17 protein-coding genes are annotated in these 18,089 nt (G+C 67.4%); 16 read left to right on the top strand and 1 reads right to left on the bottom strand.

Annotation, left to right across the window (positions count from 1 at the left end; all coding sequences use genetic code 11):
* Positions 1–128 precede the first annotated feature (128 nt).
* Genes FBY20_RS00325 through FBY20_RS00315 form a run of 3 tightly spaced genes read left to right on the top strand, consistent with a single transcriptional unit; the run spans position 129 to position 3,831 of the window.
* A complete protein-coding gene (locus FBY20_RS00325; protein ID WP_056316436.1) occupies positions 129–1,073 on the top strand; it encodes an ABC transporter permease in 945 nt (314 codons plus the stop codon).
* Entirely contained in the window at positions 1,070–1,948 is an 879-nt protein-coding gene (locus FBY20_RS00320; RefSeq protein WP_056316437.1) for an ABC transporter permease, read from the top strand. Before FBY20_RS00325 ends, FBY20_RS00320 begins: the two co-directional genes overlap by 4 nt.
* A 14-nt stretch (positions 1,949–1,962) precedes the next feature.
* Positions 1,963–3,831, top strand: coding sequence for a dipeptide ABC transporter ATP-binding protein (locus FBY20_RS00315; RefSeq protein ID WP_142055735.1), 1,869 nt, complete (start codon positions 1,963–1,965; stop codon positions 3,829–3,831).
* Between the two features lie 605 nt (positions 3,832–4,436).
* Here FBY20_RS00315 and FBY20_RS00310 read toward each other — a convergent pair.
* The gene (locus tag FBY20_RS00310) at positions 4,437–5,243 is read right to left on the bottom strand and encodes a LysE family translocator (RefSeq protein WP_142049222.1); all 807 of its coding nucleotides are present in this window, start codon (positions 5,241–5,243) and stop codon (positions 4,437–4,439) included.
* A 273-nt stretch (positions 5,244–5,516) separates the two neighbouring features.
* On the opposite strand from FBY20_RS00310, the gene FBY20_RS00305 reads away from it, so the two are divergent.
* The 13 genes from FBY20_RS00305 (at position 5,517) to FBY20_RS00245 (ending at position 18,080) form a co-directional block, all read left to right on the top strand.
* Positions 5,517–6,053, top strand: coding sequence for a YaeQ family protein (locus FBY20_RS00305; protein WP_056318656.1), 537 nt, complete (start codon positions 5,517–5,519; stop codon positions 6,051–6,053).
* Positions 6,054–6,128: 75 nt separating this feature from the next.
* A complete protein-coding gene (locus FBY20_RS00300) occupies positions 6,129–6,722 on the top strand; it encodes a TetR/AcrR family transcriptional regulator (RefSeq protein WP_142049219.1) in 594 nt (197 codons plus the stop codon).
* A 119-nt stretch (positions 6,723–6,841) separates the two neighbouring features.
* On the top strand, positions 6,842–7,534 hold the full coding sequence (locus FBY20_RS00295; protein WP_056318659.1) for an SDR family oxidoreductase: 693 nt from the start codon (positions 6,842–6,844) through the stop codon (positions 7,532–7,534).
* A gap of 17 nt (positions 7,535–7,551) precedes the next feature.
* A complete protein-coding gene (locus tag FBY20_RS00290) occupies positions 7,552–9,057 on the top strand; it encodes an MFS transporter (protein WP_255452189.1) in 1,506 nt (501 codons plus the stop codon).
* Positions 9,058–9,228: 171 nt separating this feature from the next.
* Positions 9,229–10,917, top strand: a complete 1,689-nt coding sequence (locus FBY20_RS00285) for a sensor domain-containing diguanylate cyclase (RefSeq protein ID WP_142049216.1) — start codon at positions 9,229–9,231, stop codon at positions 10,915–10,917.
* Between the two features lie 62 nt (positions 10,918–10,979).
* Positions 10,980–11,777, top strand: a complete 798-nt coding sequence (locus FBY20_RS00280; protein ID WP_056316452.1) for a GntR family transcriptional regulator — start codon at positions 10,980–10,982, stop codon at positions 11,775–11,777.
* A gap of 19 nt (positions 11,778–11,796) precedes the next feature.
* Positions 11,797–13,002, top strand: coding sequence for an ABC transporter substrate-binding protein (locus FBY20_RS00275; RefSeq protein WP_062840872.1), 1,206 nt, complete (start codon positions 11,797–11,799; stop codon positions 13,000–13,002).
* A gap of 8 nt (positions 13,003–13,010) precedes the next feature.
* Positions 13,011–13,883, top strand: a complete 873-nt coding sequence (locus tag FBY20_RS00270; protein ID WP_056316458.1) for a branched-chain amino acid ABC transporter permease — start codon at positions 13,011–13,013, stop codon at positions 13,881–13,883.
* A gap of 2 nt (positions 13,884–13,885) precedes the next feature.
* On the top strand, positions 13,886–14,857 hold the full coding sequence (locus FBY20_RS00265; RefSeq protein WP_056316460.1) for a branched-chain amino acid ABC transporter permease: 972 nt from the start codon (positions 13,886–13,888) through the stop codon (positions 14,855–14,857).
* A complete protein-coding gene (locus FBY20_RS00260; protein ID WP_062840874.1) occupies positions 14,850–15,605 on the top strand; it encodes an ABC transporter ATP-binding protein in 756 nt (251 codons plus the stop codon). The genes FBY20_RS00265 and FBY20_RS00260 overlap by 8 nt, the downstream gene beginning before the upstream one ends.
* Positions 15,602–16,312, top strand: coding sequence for an ABC transporter ATP-binding protein (locus tag FBY20_RS00255; protein ID WP_142049213.1), 711 nt, complete (start codon positions 15,602–15,604; stop codon positions 16,310–16,312). The genes FBY20_RS00260 and FBY20_RS00255 overlap by 4 nt, the downstream gene beginning before the upstream one ends.
* Positions 16,313–16,314: 2 nt before the next feature.
* Positions 16,315–17,583: a 3-isopropylmalate dehydratase large subunit gene (locus FBY20_RS00250; protein WP_142049210.1), complete on the top strand. Its 1,269-nt coding sequence runs from the start codon at positions 16,315–16,317 to the stop codon at positions 17,581–17,583.
* A complete protein-coding gene (locus FBY20_RS00245; RefSeq protein WP_056316470.1) occupies positions 17,580–18,080 on the top strand; it encodes a 3-isopropylmalate dehydratase in 501 nt (166 codons plus the stop codon). The genes FBY20_RS00250 and FBY20_RS00245 overlap by 4 nt, the downstream gene beginning before the upstream one ends.
* Positions 18,081–18,089: the final 9 nt, after the last annotated feature.

Raw genomic sequence — 18,089 nt, 5'->3', positions numbered from 1 at the left:
GTTGGGGCGGCAATCGACCGCCGCACCCGCCGGACGCGCCTTGCGCGTCCGGTTGTCGTTTGCGGCGGACGCGCATCGTCCCTTGTCCGGCCGGCGCCGTCCGTCGTTCCTGTCTTACGGTTTTCCTCATGCTTAAACTCATCTTGCGCCGCGTGATCGTCGCGATCCCGACACTGATATTGGTGTCAATGATCGTGTTCATGCTGCAGAAAATCCTGCCCGGCGATCCGGTGCTGACCCTGGCCGGCGAAGAGCGCGACCCGGCCGTGCTGGACTACCTGCGCGACAAATACCGCCTGAACGACCCGTTGCCGATGCAGTACGCGGCCTGGGCCGGGCAGGTGCTGCAAGGCGACCTGGGCAAGTCCCTGCGCACCGACGTGCCCGTCACGACGCTGATCGCGCAGAAGCTGCCCGTTACTCTGCAACTGGCCGCCATGGCGATGTTCTTTGCGCTTTTGGTGGGCATTCCCATGGGCATCATCGCCGCGGTACGCAAGGGCAAACCCGTCGAGATGGGCGCCAACATCGCGGCGCTATCCGGCATGTCCATTCCCAATTTCTGGCTGGGCATCATCCTCATCATGGTGGTGTCGGTGCAGTGGAAGCTGTTGCCGGCCTCGGGCTACGTGTCGCCGTCCGAGGACTTCTGGCTGTCCATCAAGACCATGCTGATGCCGTCGCTGGTGCTGTCCACCGCGATTGCCGCGTACCTGATGCGGCACACCCGGTCTTCCATGCTGGAGGCGCTGTCCGCGGATTACGTGCGCACCGCCCGCGCCAAGGGCGTGTCGCCGCGCAGCGTGGTGCTGCGCCACGCGCTGCGCAACGCGCTCATGCCGATCGTCACGCTGGTCACGCTGTTGTTTGGTGAACTGCTGGCCGGCGCCGTGCTGACCGAACAGGTCTTCACAATCCCGGGCTTCGGCAAGCTGGTGGTCGACGCGGTGTTCACCCGCGACTACGCGGTGGTGCAGGGCGTGGTGCTCTGCGTGGCGGTGGGCTTCATCCTGATGAACCTGCTGGCCGACATCCTGTACATCCTGGTCAATCCCCGCCTGAGGCACTCATGAGCGCAATTCCTGCAACGGCCGCAGCCGTCACGCCGCCCCGCAGCCGCAATCGCGCGTGGGCCAAGTTCAAACGCAACCGCATCGCGATGCTCGGCCTGGGCATCGTGCTGTTCTTCGTGCTGGTGGCCATCCTGGCCCCGTTCATCGTCAGCCAGGATCCCCTGCAAACCAGCTTCACCACCATCCGCAAGGCGCCGTCGGCGGCGCATTGGCTGGGCACGGACGAGCTGGGCCGGGACATCTACAGCCGCATGGTCTACGGCGCGCGCGCCTCGCTGATGGCGGGCCTGGTGTCGGTGCTGATCGCGCTGGTCGTGGGCGTGCCCTTTGGCCTGGCCGCGGGCTACTTCGGCGGCTGGACGGACAGCGTCATCTCGCGCGCCACCGAGGCGCTCTTGGCCATTCCCTTCCTGATCCTGGCGATTGCGCTGGCCGCCTTCCTGGGGCCCAGCCTGACGAACGCAATGATCGCCATCGGTGTATCGGCGGCGCCCAAGTTCATCCGGCTGACCCGAGGGCAGGTGCTGGCGGTCAAAAATGAAGACTACGTGCAGAGCGCCCGCGCGCTGGGCGCTTCCGACCTGCGCATCATTGGCCGGCACGTGTTTCCCAACGTCATGCCGCCGCTGATCGTGCAGGCCACGATCACCATCGCCACGGCCATCATCGCCGAGGCCAGCCTGTCCTTCCTGGGCCTGGGCCTGCAGCCGCCGACGCCGTCGTGGGGCTCGATGCTGAACACGGCCAAGAACTTCATGACCCAGGCGCCCTGGATGTCGATCTTCCCCGGATCGGCCATTTTCCTGGTGGTGCTGGGCTTCAATCTGCTGGGTGACGGGCTGCGCGACGCGCTCGATCCGCGTCAGGAAAAGTAATCGATATGGCAACCATGGATTCCAACCGCGTCGTGCAGGTCAATGACCTGACGGTGCGGTTCAAAACGCCCGAACGCACCGTGGAAGCGGTGCGCAATGTTTCCTTTCACGTGAACCGCGGCGAGACGCTGGCCATCGTGGGCGAGTCGGGGTCCGGCAAGTCCGTGACCTCGCTGGCGCTGATGCGGCTGGTCGAGTACGGCGGCGGACATATCGCCAACGGCGGGATGCTGCTGCGCCGGCGCAGCGGCGACGTGCTGGATCTGGTCAATGCGCCCGATTCCACGCTGCAACGCGTGCGCGGCGCGGATGTCGCCATGATCTTCCAGGAGCCGATGACCTCACTGAACCCCAGCTTCACGGCCGGCAACCAGATCGCCGAGGCCCTGCAGCTGCATCAGGGGCTTGACGCCGCGGCCGCCCGCGCCGAGACGCTGCGCATGCTGGAGCGCGTGCGCATTCCCGAGGCGCGCGCCATTCTGGACCGCTATCCGCACCAGCTGTCGGGCGGCATGCGCCAGCGCGTGATGATCGCAATGGCGCTGTCGTGCAAGCCGCAACTCTTGATCGCCGACGAGCCGACGACGGCGCTGGATGTCACGATCCAGGCGCAGATCCTGCAACTGATCCGCCAGCTCCAGGAAGAGATGGACATGGGCGTGATCTTCATCACGCACGACATGGGGGTGGTGGCGGAAGTGGCCGACCGCGTGCTGGTGATGTACCGGGGCGACAAGGTCGAAGAGGGCGGTTCGGACGAGATCTTTGCGCGTCCGCAGCATGCCTACACGCGGGCGCTGCTGTCGGCGGTGCCGCGCCTGGGCGCGATGCAGGGCACGGACGAGCCGGCGCCGTTTCCGCTCTTGAAGGTGGACGAGGCCGCGCGCGTGCCGGATCCGGCCAAGCTGGTGGATACGCCGGTGGCCGCGCCATCGACGGTGCGGCGCGAGAACGGGCCGGTGCTGAAGGTGCGGGATCTGACGACCAGCTTTGACATTACCGGTGGCATTCTGGGCCGGGTGCAAATGCGCGTGCATGCGGTCGAGAAGGTCAGCTTTGACCTGTATCCGGGCGAGACGCTGTCGCTGGTGGGCGAGTCGGGGTGCGGAAAGACGACAACTGGCCGTTCATTGCTGCAACTGGTCAAGAGCAAGAGCGGGTCGATCGAATTCGACGGCAAGAATATCGGTGCACTGCGCGGCAGCGCCATGCAGACGCTGCGCCAGCATATCCAGTTCATTTTCCAGGACCCGTTCGCATCGCTGGATCCGCGCATGACGGTGGGCTATTCGATCATGGAGCCGCTCTTGATCCACAAGGTGGCGCGCGGCAAAGCGGCACAGGATCGGGTGCGGTGGCTGATGGACAAGTGCGGGTTGCTGCCGGAAATGATCGACCGCTATCCGCATGAGTTCTCGGGCGGACAGCGTCAGCGGATTTGCATCGCGCGGGCGCTGGCGCTCAATCCCAAGGTGGTGATCGCGGATGAGTCGGTGTCGGCGCTGGACGTGTCGATTCAGGCGCAGATCGTGAATCTGCTGCTGGATCTGCAGCGTGAGCTGGGTGTGTCGTTCCTGTTCATTTCGCACGATATGGCGGTGGTGGAGCGGGTGAGCCACCGGGTGGCCGTGATGTATCTGGGGCAGATCGTGGAGATCGGGCCTCGGCGGGCGATCTTTGAAAATCCGCAGCATCCTTATACGAAGAAGCTGATGGCGGCGGTGCCGATCGCGGATCCGCAGCGGCGGCATCGCGAGCGGTCGCTGCTGGTGGATGAGATTCCCAGCCCGATGCGTCGGGTGGGGGATGAGCCGCTGGTGGAGCCGTTGGTTGCCGTGGGTGAGGGGCATTTTGTGGCGCGGCATGCTATTGGGGTTTATTGAGGCGGTGTGGGCTGGTTTGCTTGGTTGACTGGCTTTGATGGTGTTTGCTGTGTTTGCTGTATTTGCTGTATTTGCTGTATTTGCTGTATTTGCTGGTGGTGCTGGTGTCGGGCGGGGTTCTTTAGCCGCGGCCGGCGCCGGGCCGGGTGCAAGCGCGGGGCCACGATTGCGGTCCGGAGCCTTCGCTCCGGACTTGCCTAGGCGGCCCCCCCCTGCGTCATCCTCGTTGGCGACCTTCGGCGCCTGCCTTCGGATTCCCTTGGGCGCATCGACGCCCCGCGCTCGCACCCGGCCCGTCACCAGCCGCTCTGTCAGTTGCTGGCGCGGGGTGGCGGGGCGAGTTGGGTTCTTGCGTTTTTGCCGCGGGTGGGGTGGGGCGGAAGATCTTGCGGGGCCGCCAAAATCGGCCGCGCGGGCGGCCTTCTTTGGCGTTTGGGTGTCTTGCGTCGTAGTGATGACGCTGCGCGCTGGTGACGCGGTATTTGATCGCCGTCGGGTGTCTGACGACCGCCGTCGGGTGTTTGACAACCTTACGAGATGCGCATGATCGCCGCCAGGTGTCTGACACCCATCCAAGCGCGGGTGTTCAAACAACCCGCCATTCATCAGCGCTTTTCCAGCGCCAACCTCAACCCAAACGCGATAAACACCGCGCCGGTCACACGGTCCAGGCCGCGGGTGACTGCGGGTCGGGAAAGCCAGCGGGCCAGGGGGCGGGTGGCGGCGACCAGCAGGACGAACCAGAGCATGCCGACGATCGCGTGGACCGTGGCTAGCAACAGGCTGAAGCGCAGGACGTCGGCGCCGGCGGGGATGAACTGGGGCAGGAAGGTGATGTAGAAGACGCCGACCTTGGGGTTCAGGGCGTTGGTGAGGCAGCCGCGGACGAACCAGGCGGTGGCGGTGCTGCCGGGGCGCGTGGCGGTGGTGATTCTGGAGGCGGAGGGCGCGGTACAGTTGCCGGTGCCAGCGCCAGCGCCAGTGCTAGTGCTAGTGCTAGTGCTAGTGCTAGTGCTAATGCCAGTGCCAGTGCCAGTGCCAGTGCCAGTGCCAGTGCCAGTGCCAGCCACCGTGCCCGTACCACCGATCTCCATAGCGGCCTGGCCCGAGTTCTTGCGCACGGCGCGGGTGCTCCACAGCAGCTTGATGCCCAGATAGAACAGGTAGATGGCGGCGCAGATGCGCAGGGTGTCGTAGGCGAGCGTGGACACGGCCAGCAGCGAGCCGAGTCCGAAGGCCGCTATCGCGCCCCATAGCAGGCAGCCTGCGCTGATGCCCAGGCCGGCCATGAGGGCGCGGCGGCTGCCTTCGACGGCGGCGGTGCGCAGCACCGGGGCGTTGTCCAGGCCGGGGGTGATGGTCAGGATGGCGGCGGCCAGGGTGAAGGCGAGGAGGGCGGCTGTGGCTGTCATGGCGCGGGAATGTTGAGTGGCGCTGCCGGCAGGGTTGGCGCGGTGCAGGCCCGGCAAGTGTAACGCCGGGTCTAGCCGTTGGGCTTGATCCTTGAGTCTTGACCCCTGAGCCTTGACCCCTGAGCCGTGGCCTGTGGCGCGTGGCCTGCGGCTTCCGGCGGCTGCAATGCCTGCCGGCATGGGCGATTGACGATTGCCGAGGCGCGTGGCGCCCCGCAGCGGGCGGTTATCATGGCGGCCTTCCCGCAATTCGCTTTTGAACGGACCTACGCCATGGCCCTGCGCGCCACCATCTACAAGGCCGACCTGAACGTCGCCGATACCGATCGCCATTATTACGGCAGTCACGGGCTTACCGTGGCGCGTCATCCCTCGGAAACGGACGAGCGGATGATGGTGCGGCTGGCGGCGTTTGCGTTGCATGCGCAGGAGGAGCTGTCGTTCACGAAGGGGCTGAGCGATACCGATGAGCCGGACCTGTGGGTGAAGGACCTGACGGGCGAGGTCAAGCTGTGGATCGAAGTGGGCCAGCCTGAAGAGCGCCGCATCCTGCGCGCCTGTGGCCGGGCCGACGAGGTGATCGTGTACTGCTATGGCGGTTCGGCCAGCAAGATCTGGTGGGACGGCGTGCGCAACAAGCTGGAACGCACGCGCAACCTGAAGGTGATCAACCTGCCGGCCGAGCAGAGCCGGGCGCTGGGCCAATTGGCCGAACGCACGATGCAGCTGAACGCCAATATCTCGGACGGCGTGGTGTATTTTTCGGCGGCCAAGGGCGAAGTCACCCTCGAACCCGAGGTGTGGCGCTGAAATAGGGGTCGGGGCTTGCGCTTTGGAACGGGGCGGGCTTAATATGACGATCATCATATTTCGGACGTCCCGGTCATGTCTGCCTCCCGCAAGGAACAATCCCACGAACGCATTGTCGATGCGGCGGCGCGCGCGATCCGCCGCGCCGGGTATTCCGGGGTAGGCGTCGCGGACGTCATGAAGGAAGCCGGTCTGACGCACGGCGGCTTCTACGCGCATTTCCCTTCGCGCGACGCGCTGCTGGCGGCGGCGATGGAGCGTGCCGGCCAGGACGGCGCGGCGCGACTGTCCCAGAACATGGCGCGCCGCCGCGCCGAAGGCGCCAGCCCGTTGCGCGCCTGGGTCGAAGCCTATCTCAGCGACGCGCACCTGGCCGGTTGCGAGCGGGGCTGTCCCGTGGCGGCGCTGGCCTCTGAGATTCCCCGCCAGTCGGACGACGTGCGCGAGGTGGCGGCCAGCCGGGTGCAGCGGCTGATGGAAGCCGTGCAGCAGGTGCTGCCCGCCCAGGCGGGCGAACACGCGGCCGCGGCCGTGCTCAGCACCCTGGTCGGCGCGTTGCAACTGGCGCGGGCGTTGGGCGACAACCCGCGCGGACGCGCGGTGCTGGCCTCCGCCCGCAAAGCGGTGCTGGACCAGTACGACCACGAGGCTGCCGCAACGTCTCACTGATTCGATTTTCTCCGGCCGCACTGCGCGGCCGTTTTGCTGCCCTTAAATATGATGGTAATCATATTTTGATTTGCCGAAGTCCCTACATCCACATCAATTTATCCTCAGGAATGCGCATCATGGAACTGAAAAACGCCGTTGTTTTCATCACGGGCGCCAATCGCGGCCTCGGTCTGACTTTTGCCCGCGAGGCGCTGGCCCGGGGCGCCCGCAAGGTCTACGCCGCCGCGCGCGATCCGTCGGCCATCACGCTGGAGGGCGTGGTGCCGGTCAAGCTGGACGTGACGCGCGCTGAAGATGTGGCCGCCGCCGCGGAACTGGCGGGCGACGTGACGCTGGTCATCAACAATGCGGGCATTGCGGACTTCGGCGGTTTTCTCGCGCCGGGCAGCGTGGAGTCGGCGCGCCGCCATCTGGACGTCAATCTCTTCGGGCCGCTACTGGTGTCGCAGGCCTTCGCGCCGGTGCTGGCCGCCAACGGCGGCGGGGCGATCCTGAATGTCCTGTCGATCGCCAGCTGGCTCAACCGGCCGATGCTGGGCGTGTACGCGATGAGCAAATCCGCCGCGTGGGCGCTGACGAACGGGCTGCGCCAAGAGCTGCAGGCCCAGAACACGCAGGTGCTGGGCCTGCACATGGGCTTCGTGGACACCGATCTGACGAAAGACATCGATGCGCCCAAGTCGTCGCCGCAGGCCATCGTGGCCCAGGCGCTGGACGCGCTGGAGGCGGGCGAGCGCGAAGTGCTGGCCGACGAGCTGACGCGCCAGGTCAAGCAGGGCCTGACCGCCAGCCCGGCCGTCTATCTGTAAGCGGGGACCGGACTGCCATGCGTATCCCCACAACTTCCGCCGAGTCCGCGGCCGGCCTTGGCGCCAACGACCCGGCCTACGTCGCGGCGGATACCGCCGGCGACAAGGCTGCGGCGGTCAGCCTGACCGCAACCGGCGTCGCCCCGTCGCAGCCCGCCGCGCCACAAGCCTCGCCCTGGCCCGTCTTCTGGATCGCCAGCATCGCGGTCTTCCTGGTGTCGCTGGACAGCACGATGCTGTATGCCGCCTTCGGCGCGCTGCGCGAAGGATTCCCGACGGCCTCGGCCGCGGACATGTCCTGGGTCCTGAACGCCTATACGGTGGTCTTTGCCGCCATGCTGATCCCCTCGGGCGGACTGGCCGACACGCATGGCCGCAAGCGCATGTTCATGGGCGGGGTGCTGCTGTTTCTGGCGGCGTCGGCGGCCTGTGGGCTGGCCGCCACGGAACAGTGGCTCATCGCCGCGCGCCTGTTGCAGGCGGTCGGCGCGGCGCTTTTGACGCCCGCATCGCTGTCGATCGTGCTGGCGGCCTTTCCGGCGTCGCAGCGGTCCGTGGCGGTGAGCCTGTGGGGCGCGGTGGGCGGACTGGCGGCGGCCGTCGGGCCGAGCCTGGGCGCTTTTGTGGTCGACGTGGCCGGCTGGCCGTGGGCGTTTTACATCAACCTGCCGTTGGGCGCGGTGTCGTTGTGGTTCGGCGCGGGCCTGCTCAAGGAATCGGTCAAGCCCGACGCGCGGCGGCGCGTGGATGGGGTAGGCATGGCATTGCTGATGGTGGGCGTGGGCGCGGTGGCCCTGGCCATCGTGCAGTCGGAGTCGCCAACGTGGCAGCGCGGCGAACTGGCGGTTGCGGCCGCCGTGGGCGTGATGGCGCTGATCGCGTTCGTGGTCTGGGCGCGCGTGACGCCGCACCCGCTGGTCGATCTGGCGCTCTTCAAGCACCGGACGTATCGCTACGTGAATCTGGCGACGCTCAGCTTTGGCATTGCCTTTGCCATGATGTTCTTCGCGTTTTTCTTCTACATGACGGGCGTCTGGCACTACAGCCTGCCGCGCGCGGGGCTGGCGGTCACGCCCGGTCCGCTGCTGGTGATGCCGACGGCGATCATCACCGGCCGGCTGGCGGCGCGGATGGGGCATCGGCCCTTCCTCGTGGGCGGCGCGCTGGTGTATGCGGCCAGCGGGTTGTGGTTCCTGTTGGTGCCGGGCGCGGAACCGGCCTATTTGCGCGAATGGTTGCCCGGACTGCTGCTGAGCGGCATCGGGGTGGGCATGGTGCTGCCGTCGCTGTCGGGCGCGGCGGTGAACCGGCTGCCGGCCCAGCACTACGCGGTGGGCAGCGCGGTCAACCAGGCGACGCGCCAGATCGGCGGCGTGCTGGGTGTGGCGGTCACCGTGGTGCTGCTGGGGCATGGCGCCGCCAGCCACGCGGATTTCTCGCCCATCTATCTGACGCATGTGGGTCTGGCCCTGCTGACCGCCTTGCTCTGCCTGCCGGTGGACACCCGGCCGAAAGCGGCCTGAGCGGGAGGGCGCAAGGGCGGGGGAACCGCCGCCGCAGTACGGAAAACGGGGACGCAATCTGCCTGATCAACCCGCCGAAATGATGCATTTTTGGTGCGGAACGTGACAGAATGTCAGCCACCACGCGCTGGCCGGCTGTACCGGTGAATTCCGTATTGATCAGGTTTCGAAATGCCCGCTTCCGGAGATGCGTCCCCCATCCCACCGCCTGGCCCTGACGCGGCCGGCGCGCCGCGCGAACCGGACGGTCCGCTGGACAGGTTGGCGCGGCTGGCCCGGCGCACGATAGGCGTGGACACGGTCATCATTGCATGCACCGACGCCGATGGCGCGTGGCGGGCGGTGGCTGGCGCCGCGCCGGGGCCCGCGCCATGTCCCTGGTCCCTCGACCATCCGGTCCGCGCCGCCGATGGCCGCCTGCTCGGCACGCTGCGCCTGCTGCACAGCCAGACGCGCCAGCTATCCCCCGACGATCAGCAAACCTTGCAGGATCTGGCGGGCCTGGCGGCCACGGCCATCGAAAAGCGCCACGCGCTGGCCTGCGAGCGTGCCGACGAAGACACCTGGCGCGACGAAGCCCGCAAACTGTCGCTGGCCATTGCCGGCAGCGGCACCGGCGTGTGGGACCGCAACGTGGTGACCGGCGAGATCACCTATTCGCCGGGCTGGAAGGCCTTGCTCGGTTACAGCGAAGCCGAGCTGACGACGCGCATCGAAGACGCCTACACCCGCCTGCACCCGGACGACCTGGACTATGTCCGGGCCGCCATGCAGGCGCACTTCGATGGCAAGACCGACAGCTACGAAGTCGAGCACCGCATCCGCTGCAAGGACGGCAGCTACAAGTGGATCTGCAGCCGCGGCAAGGTGGTCAGCCGCGACGAAACGGGCCGCGCGCTGCGCATGATGGGCACGACCACCGACATCAGCACCCTGCGCGCCATGTCCGAAAGGCTCAAGCGCACCGCGGATCTGGTCGTGAACCTGACCGACGCCGTGCCCGGGCTGGTGTTCCAATGCCGGCCGGTGCCGGAGGGCGGGTCGTGGTTCTCGTATGTCAGCGCGGGCATCTGGGACATGTTCGAACTGACCGCCGACGACGTGCGCGCGAGCACCACCGCCATCGAGCAGCGCATCCATCCCGACGACCTGCCTGCCTACCGCGCGTCGCTGCAGGCAGCGGCCGCGGCGCAGATGCCTTGGCATCTAGAATTCCGCGTCTGCCTGCCGCTTCAGGGCGTGCGCTGGCGGCAGGGCGATGCCAGCCCGCGCCGCGACGCCGACAATGGCGTGGTTTGGCACGGCTTTGTCACCGACATCACCGACCGCAAGCGGGCGGAACTTGAATTGCGCGAACTGGCCGCGACCGACGCGCTGACCACCTTGCCCAACCGCCGCCACTTCATGTCGCGCATCGCCGCGGAGCTGACGCGGATAAAGGGGCAGGGCGGTCAGGGGGCGGCCGTGCTGATGTGCGACCTGGACCACTTCAAGCACATCAACGACACCTGGGGCCACGCCATCGGCGATGGTGTGTTGCAGCATTTCGCGAACATGCTGCGCGCCCAATTGCGCGAAATCGATCTGGTGGGCCGAATCGGGGGCGAAGAGTTCGCGGTCGTCCTTCCAGACACCGACTTCGAACGCGCGCACGTCTTTGCCCGCAACGTGCAGCGTCGGATCGCCGACACGCCGTATTCCACGGGCGGGTGCCCCATCCCGCTGACGGTCAGCATCGGGATTTCCGCGCTGCACAACAACGACGACGATGCGGGGCTGGCGCTTAGCCGCAGCGATCGCGCGCTGTATTACGCCAAGCAGCGGGGACGGAATCGGATCGAGTCGGTGTTTTCCCGATAGAACAACCGCCGGGACCCTTTGTTCCATTGACCGTACATTAGGACACCCCTAGAGTTCCCGTCATGGGAACCTCATTGCCACTTCCGAAATACCACCAGATCTATCTCGTCCTGCGCGAACAACTGCAGGAGGGGCGGTTCGACCAGGACGGCGTGCCCGGCGAGCATGCGCTGGCGGACCAGTTCGACGTCGCGCGCATCACCATTCGCAAGGCGATGGAAATGCTGGTCGCCGACGGCCTGGTGTCGCGGCGCCCCGGCCTGGGCACCTGGCCCCTGCGCGGCGCAGCCGCCGCGCACAGTGCGCCGGCGCCCGATTCGCAGCAGAAGGCGCACCTGACCGGCCTGCTGGAAAACATCGTCAACATGGGCTTGCGCACGTCGGTGCAGGTGCTGGACAGCACGCTCGTCTATGCGCCGCCGTCCGTGGCCGACGCCTTGCATATCCCGCCCGGCACCCCCGTGCACAAAAGCCTGCGCGTGCGCAGCACCGATGCCGGGCCGCTCTCGCACATCACCACCTACGTGCCGCAGTCCGTGGCCGATTTCACGCGCGAAGACCTGGAACGCGAACCTCTCCTGATGCTGCTGGAAGCCGCGGGGGTGGAGTTCGGCGGTGCCACGCAGACGATTTCCGCGCGCCTGGCCGATGCGCAGGTCGCGCGGCTGCTGGACGTTGCGGTCGGTTCGGCGTTGCTGGCCGTCACGCGTCTGGTGCGCGACGTGGGCGACCGGCCGGTGCAATTGCTGCAGGGCCTGTACCGGCCCGACCGCTACCAATATCAGTTGCAGCTATCGCGCGTCGGCAGCATCGACGCCAAGGTCTGGGTCAGCGAAGAGCTGTCGGCCCAATTTCATTGAACCCCTCGGAGATCCGCCCATGAATTCGCGCCGCACTTTCCTCTATCAATCCGCCGCCGCGGCGGCCCTCGTGTCCGCCCCGTGGGTGGCCCGGTCGCAGGGCGCCGCGCCCATCAAGGTAGGCGTGCTGCACCCGGTGACGGGCGCGCTGGCGTATTCCGGCCAGCAATGCCGCCTGGGCGCGCTGCTGGCCATCGAGGACATCAACAAGGCGGGCGGCATCAAGTCGCTGGGCGGCGCGCCGCTGCAGGCGGTGCTGGGCGATGCGCAATCGCGTCCCGAGGCGGGCTCGGCCGAAGTCGAGAAGATGAACGAGGCGGGGGTGTCGGCGATCGTGGGCGCGTATGCCTCGGCGATCTGCCTGGCCACGACGCAGACGGCCGCCAAGTACAACCTGCCGCACGTCGTGGACGTGGGCGTGGCCGACCAGATCGTCGAGCGTGGCCTGAAGAACACCTTCCGTTTCGGTCCGGGCTACCGCGCCTGTAGCGAACGCGCCATCCTGGACCTGGCCGCGCTGAACGACGCCGCCGGCAAGCCGGCCAAGACCGTGATGATCGTGCACGAGGACTCGCTGTTCGGCACGGGCACCGCCGCGCTCCTGTCCAAGGCGCTGCCGGAGCACGGCTTCGAGGTCAAGGAAGTCGTCAAGCACCCGAACCCGACGCGCGACTTCAACAACATCGTGCTGCGCATGCGGTCGGTGAATCCCGACATCGTGATCCCGGCCAACTACTACAACGAATACGCCTTGCTGCTGCGCGCCATGAAGCAGCAGAAGGTGCAGCCCAAGGCTATCTACTCGGTGCTGGGCGGCGCGGCCTCCAGCTACAAGTTCCTGAAGGAATTTCCGGACATCGCCAACGGCATCATCGACTGCAACCACTGGTTCAACCCGAAGGATGCGCGCGTTGCGCCGCTGAAGGCCCGCGTGGAAGAGAAGGGCGCGTACTTCAGCTACGAGGTCTTCATGACCTACACCGCCATGCTGCTGCTGGCCGATGCGCTGGAGCGCGCCAAGTCCGCCGACCGCGCCGCGATCATCGAGGCGCTGGCGTCCAGCACCTTCCAGGACAACCTGATGCCCTATGGCCCGACCAAGTTCGTCAATGGCCAGAACACCGGGGCGCAGCCGCTGCTTACGCAGGTGATCGGCGGCGACATCAAGGTGATCTTTCCGGCCGAATACCGCCAGGCCGATGCCGTGTTCCCGCTGAAGGCCTGACAAGACCCATGCTCGATCCCGCCATCCTCTTTTCCTCGGTGCTGAACGGCCTGACGACGGGCGCGGTGTACGCGCTCATCGCCCTGGGCCTGACCCTGATCTACGGGGTGCTGCACATCATCAACTTTGCCCACGGCGCGGCGCTCATGGTGGCGCTGTACGCCGTGTACCTGCTCAAGGACCGGCTGGGCATCGACCCCTATGCCGCCTTGCCGCTGGTGGTGCCCGGCATGTTCGTGCTGGGCTACGCCTTGCAGCGCGTCGTCATCAACCGCGCCAGCCACGGCAAGGACGAGAACATCCTGCTCGTGACGCTGGGCCTGGCGATCGTGCTGGAGAATCTGGCGCTGGTCTGGTTCAAGTCCGACACGCGCAGCATCGACACCGCATACACGCTGTCCACGGTCGAGATCGGCCCGGCCATGATCGCGCTGCCCAAGGTCATCGCCTTCTGCGGCGCGCTGGCGGTGGCGGCGGTGCTGTTCTGGATCATCCGCAGCACCGACCTGGGCCGCGCCATCCGCGCCGTCGCCCGCGAAAAGCAGGGCGCCAAGCTGATGGGCATCGACGTGGAAAAGGTCTACGCGGTGTCGTTCGGCATCGGCATGGCCTGCCTGGGCGCGGCGGCGTGCTTTCTGCTGCCGGCCTACTACGTCAATCCGCAGGTGGGCAGCGGCTTCGTGCTGGTCGCCTTCACCATCGTGGTGCTGGGCGGCATGGGCAGTTTCGTGGGGGCGCTGGTGGGCGGACTGCTCATTGGCGTGGTGGAGTCCATCGGCGGCCTGTTCCTGGGCGACTCGCTGGGACAGATGGGCATCTTCGCGATCTTCATCGCGGTGCTGCTGTTTCGCCCGCAGGGGCTGTTCGGGGCGAGGGGCTGAGCATGAAACGGGATCTTTTCGCTATCGCGCTATTCGGGGTGGTGCTCGTGGCCGTGGCCGCGCTGGCCCAGTCGGGCGTGCTGCTGACGTTCGTGATGATGTCGCTCTACGCGGCGCTGCTGTCGCAGGCCTGGAACATCCTGGGCGGGTACGGCGGCCAGCTGTCGTTCGGGCACGCGCTCTTTTTTGGCGTGGGCGCGTACGCGCAGGCGCTGGGCCAGTTGAACCTGGGCCTGAACCCCTGGCTGGTGCTGCCCATGGCGATTGCGCTGGGCGCGCTGGTCGGCGTGGCGGTGGGCGGGCTGACGTTCCGCTACGGGCTCAAGGGCTCGTACTTTGCGCTGGTGACGCTGGCATTTGCTGAAGTCTTTCGCATCCTGGCGCTGTCGGCCTCGTTTACCGGCGGCGGCGTCGGGCTGATGGTGCCGCTGCAGGAAGGCGTGGCCAACATGCAGTTCGGCTCGCGCCGCGGCTACATCTACCTGCTGCTTGCGTTCGTGCTGCTGGCCCTGCTGGTGACTGCGTGGCTGCGCCATTCGCGCTTCGGCGCCTATCTGCAGGCCGTGCGCGACAACGAGGACGCGGCGCGCGCCATCGGCGTGAATCCGCTGCGCGTCAAGCTGGGCGGCATTGCGCTGTCGGCCGCCTTCATGAGCGTGGCCGGCGCATTTTACGTGCAGGTCTTCCAGTACATCGACCCGGGCATCGCTTTTGGCTCGGCCGTGTCGGTGGAGGCCCTGGTGGGCGCCATCGTCGGCGGCATGGGCACCTTGTGGGGGCCGCTGCTGGGCGCGGTAACGCTGCATGCGCTGGCCGACCTGACCCGCAACCTCTTCGGCGAGCTGCCGGGCATCAGCATGGTGATCTACGGCGTGGTGCTGATCCTGATCGTGATGTTCATGCCGCGCGGCATCACCGGCGGCGGGCAGTCGCTTGGCCGCCTGTTTGGAATGAAGGAGCGCGCCCGTGTCTGACATCCTGCTTCAAGCGCGCAATCTGTCCATCACGTTTGGCGGCCTGAAGGCCGTGCAGGACGTGAGCCTGGACGTGCGGGAAGGCTCTCTGACCGCGCTGGTCGGCCCCAACGGCGCGGGCAAGACGACGCTGTTCGGCCTGCTGTCGGGTTTTCTGAAGCCCGGGTCGGGCTCGGTGCACTTCGCCGGCCAGGACATCACCGGCCAGGCGCCGCACGAATCCGCGCGGCTTGGCCTGACCCGCACGTTCCAGATCGTGCAGCCATTCGGCGCGCAGACCGTGCGGCAGAACATCGCCGTGGGCGCGCATCTGCGGCTGGCGGACCGCGACGAGGCGCTTGCCGCGGCCGAGGCCGTGGCCGCGCGCGTCAACCTGCAGGCCTCGCTGGATAAGCCCGCCGCGGATCTGACGGTGGCCGGACGCAAGCGCCTGGAGCTGGCGCGCGCGCTGGCCACGCGGCCGCGCCTGCTGCTGCTGGACGAGGTGTTGGCGGGCCTGAATCCCAGTGAGATCGACGAGATGATTCCGGTGGTGAAAAAGCTGGTGGACGATGGCGTCACTGTGCTGATGATCGAACACGTGATGCGGGCGGTGATGAGCCTGGCCGAGCATGTGTGGGTGCTGGCGCAGGGACGCCTGATCGCTTCGGGCACGCCCGGCGAGGTCACGCGCGATCCGAAGGTCGTGGAGGCCTATCTGGGCCACGGCGCGGCCGCGCGGCTTGCCGCGCAGGGGGCGCCGGCATGAGCGCGCTGCTGGAGGTCAAAGGCTTGCGGGCGGGCTACGGGCGCATGGAAGTGCTGCGCGGCGTCGACCTGGACGTGGGCGCGGGCGAGATCGTGGTGCTCCTGGGCAGCAACGGCGCGGGCAAATCCACCCTGAACAACACGGTGTGCGGCCTGTGCCGGCCGTGGGGCGGCACGGTGCGCTTCGAAGGCCAGGACCTGACCGGCCGCCACTACCGTCAGGTGGTGCAGGCGGGCCTGATCCAGGTGCCCGAGGGCCGCCGCGTGTTCCCGAACCTGAGCGTGCGCGAGAACCTGGAACTGGGCTCGTTCACCCGGGCGCGCGAGCGCCGCGCGCAGAACCTGGACAAGGTGCTGGACATTTTTCCGCGGCTGCGCGAACGCCTGGATCAGCTGGCGGGCACGATGTCGGGCGGGGAACAGCAGATGCTGGCCATCGGCCGCGGCCTCATGGCCGAGCCGCGCCTCTTGATCCTGGACGAACCCTCGCTTGGCCTGTCGCCGTTGATGGTCGAGGAACTGTTCGGCCTCATCAAGCGGTTGCATGGCGCCGGACTGGCGATTTTGCTGGTCGAGCAGAACGTGGGCCAGTCTCTCGAAACCGGGCAGCGGGCCTATGTGCTGGAAAACGGCGCCGTGCGCTACAGCGGCAGCTGTCCCGACCTTTTGGCCAGCGACGACGTGCGCCGCGCCTATCTGGGGATGTAATCATGGCCCAGCCTCAAACCCTGGCCCAGAAGCTGATCGCCGCCGCCTGCGGGCGTGAGACGGTGGCCGAGGGCGAAATCGTGACCTGTGCGGTCGACCTGGCGATGTTCCACGATTCCAGCGGTCCCCGGCGCCTGCAGCCCATGCTGCAAGAGCTGGGCGCCACGTTGTGGGACCCGTCCCGCATCGTGCTGGTCATCGACCACTACGTGCCGGAATCGGACGACGAATCGCGCCGCATCGTGCGCATCGCGCGCGATTGGGCCGCAGAGCAGCAACTGCCTAACGTGTATGACTCGGTCGGCATCTGTCACGTGGTGGTGCCGCAGCACGGCCACATCCGCCCCGGCATGTTCTGCGTGGGCGGCGATTCGCATTCGCCGACCGGCGGCGCGTTCGGCGCGTATATGTTCGGTATCGGCAGCACCGAAATGCTGGGCGTGGCGGTCACCGGCCAAATCTGGGTCAAGGTGCCCAAGACGCTGATGATGCATTGGCGCGGCCAGCTGGCGGCCGGCGTCACCGCCAAGGACATGATGCTGCACATGATCGGCCGCTACGGCATGAACGGCGGTCGCTACCAGGCGGTGGAATTCTGCGGCGAGGCCGTGCGCGCGCTGTCCATGCAAGAGCGCATGACGCTGTCGAACATGAGCGCCGAGCTGGGCTCGCAGGTGGGCCTGATCGCCCCGGACGAGACCACCGCGGCCTATCTGCGCGAGGCGGGCGTGACGGCGGACCTGGGCCTTGCGCGCTGGCAGAGCGACCCCCAGGCCGACGCCGAATGGCACGAGTTCGATGCCGCGGCGCTGGCCCCGCAGGTCGCCGCGCCGCACAGCCCGGCCAACGCGCGCGGCGTGGATCAATACAACGACGTGCCGGTGCAGGTGGCCTACATCGGCGCCTGCACCGGCGCCAAGCTGGACGACCTGCGCGCCGCGGCCAGCGTGCTGCGCGGCCGCCGGCTGGCGGACGGCATGCAATTGATGGTGGCGCCGGCCAGCCGGGTGGATCAGGAGCAGGCCGACCGCGAAGGCGTCATGCAGGTGCTGCGCGACGCCGGGGCCCAGGTGCTGGCCACGTCCTGCGGCGCCTGTGCGGGCTATGGCGGGTCCATTCCGGACGGCGCCAGCGTCATTTCCACCACCGCGCGCAATTTCAAGGGGCGCATGGGCTCGGAGACCGCGCAGGTCTACCTGGCGTCGCCCTACACCGTCGCGGCCTCGGCCGTGGCGGGCCGCGTGGCCGATCCCCGGGAGTTCCTGGCATGAACGCAGACACCACGACGCACCGCGTCTGGCGCGTGGGCGCGGACATCGACACCGATGCGCTGGCGCCGGGCGCCTACATGAAATTCGGCATCGACGAGATCGCGCGCCACTGCCTGCAGCGGGTCCGGCCCGATTTTGCCGGCCAGGTCCAGCCCGGCGACGTGCTGGTGGCCGGCCCCAACTTCGGCATCGGCTCGTCGCGCGAGCAGGCGGCCGCGGCGCTCGTGCGCCTGGGCGTGGCCGCCGTGATCGCGCCGTCCTTCAACGGCCTGTATTTCCGCAACGCGTTCAACGTGGGGCTGCTGCTTCTGACTTGCAGCCAGGCCGACACCCTTGCCGAAGGCGAAGGCGTCACGTTCGACCCGGCCGCCGGCCGCATCGGCCGTCCCGGCGGCAACCCCGCCGAATTGCATTGCGAGCCCGTGCCCGGCTTCCTGCTTGACATGGTGCAGGCCGGCGGACTGCTGAATCTGCTGAAACAGCGTCAAACCTCTTAGGAACAACAT

This window comes from Achromobacter sp. SLBN-14, assembly GCF_006715415.1.
Classification (GTDB): domain Bacteria; phylum Pseudomonadota; class Gammaproteobacteria; order Burkholderiales; family Burkholderiaceae_B; genus Achromobacter; species Achromobacter mucicolens.
The sequence above is the reverse complement of the archived record's forward strand: the minus strand, read 5'-3'. Positions and strand labels throughout refer to the sequence as shown.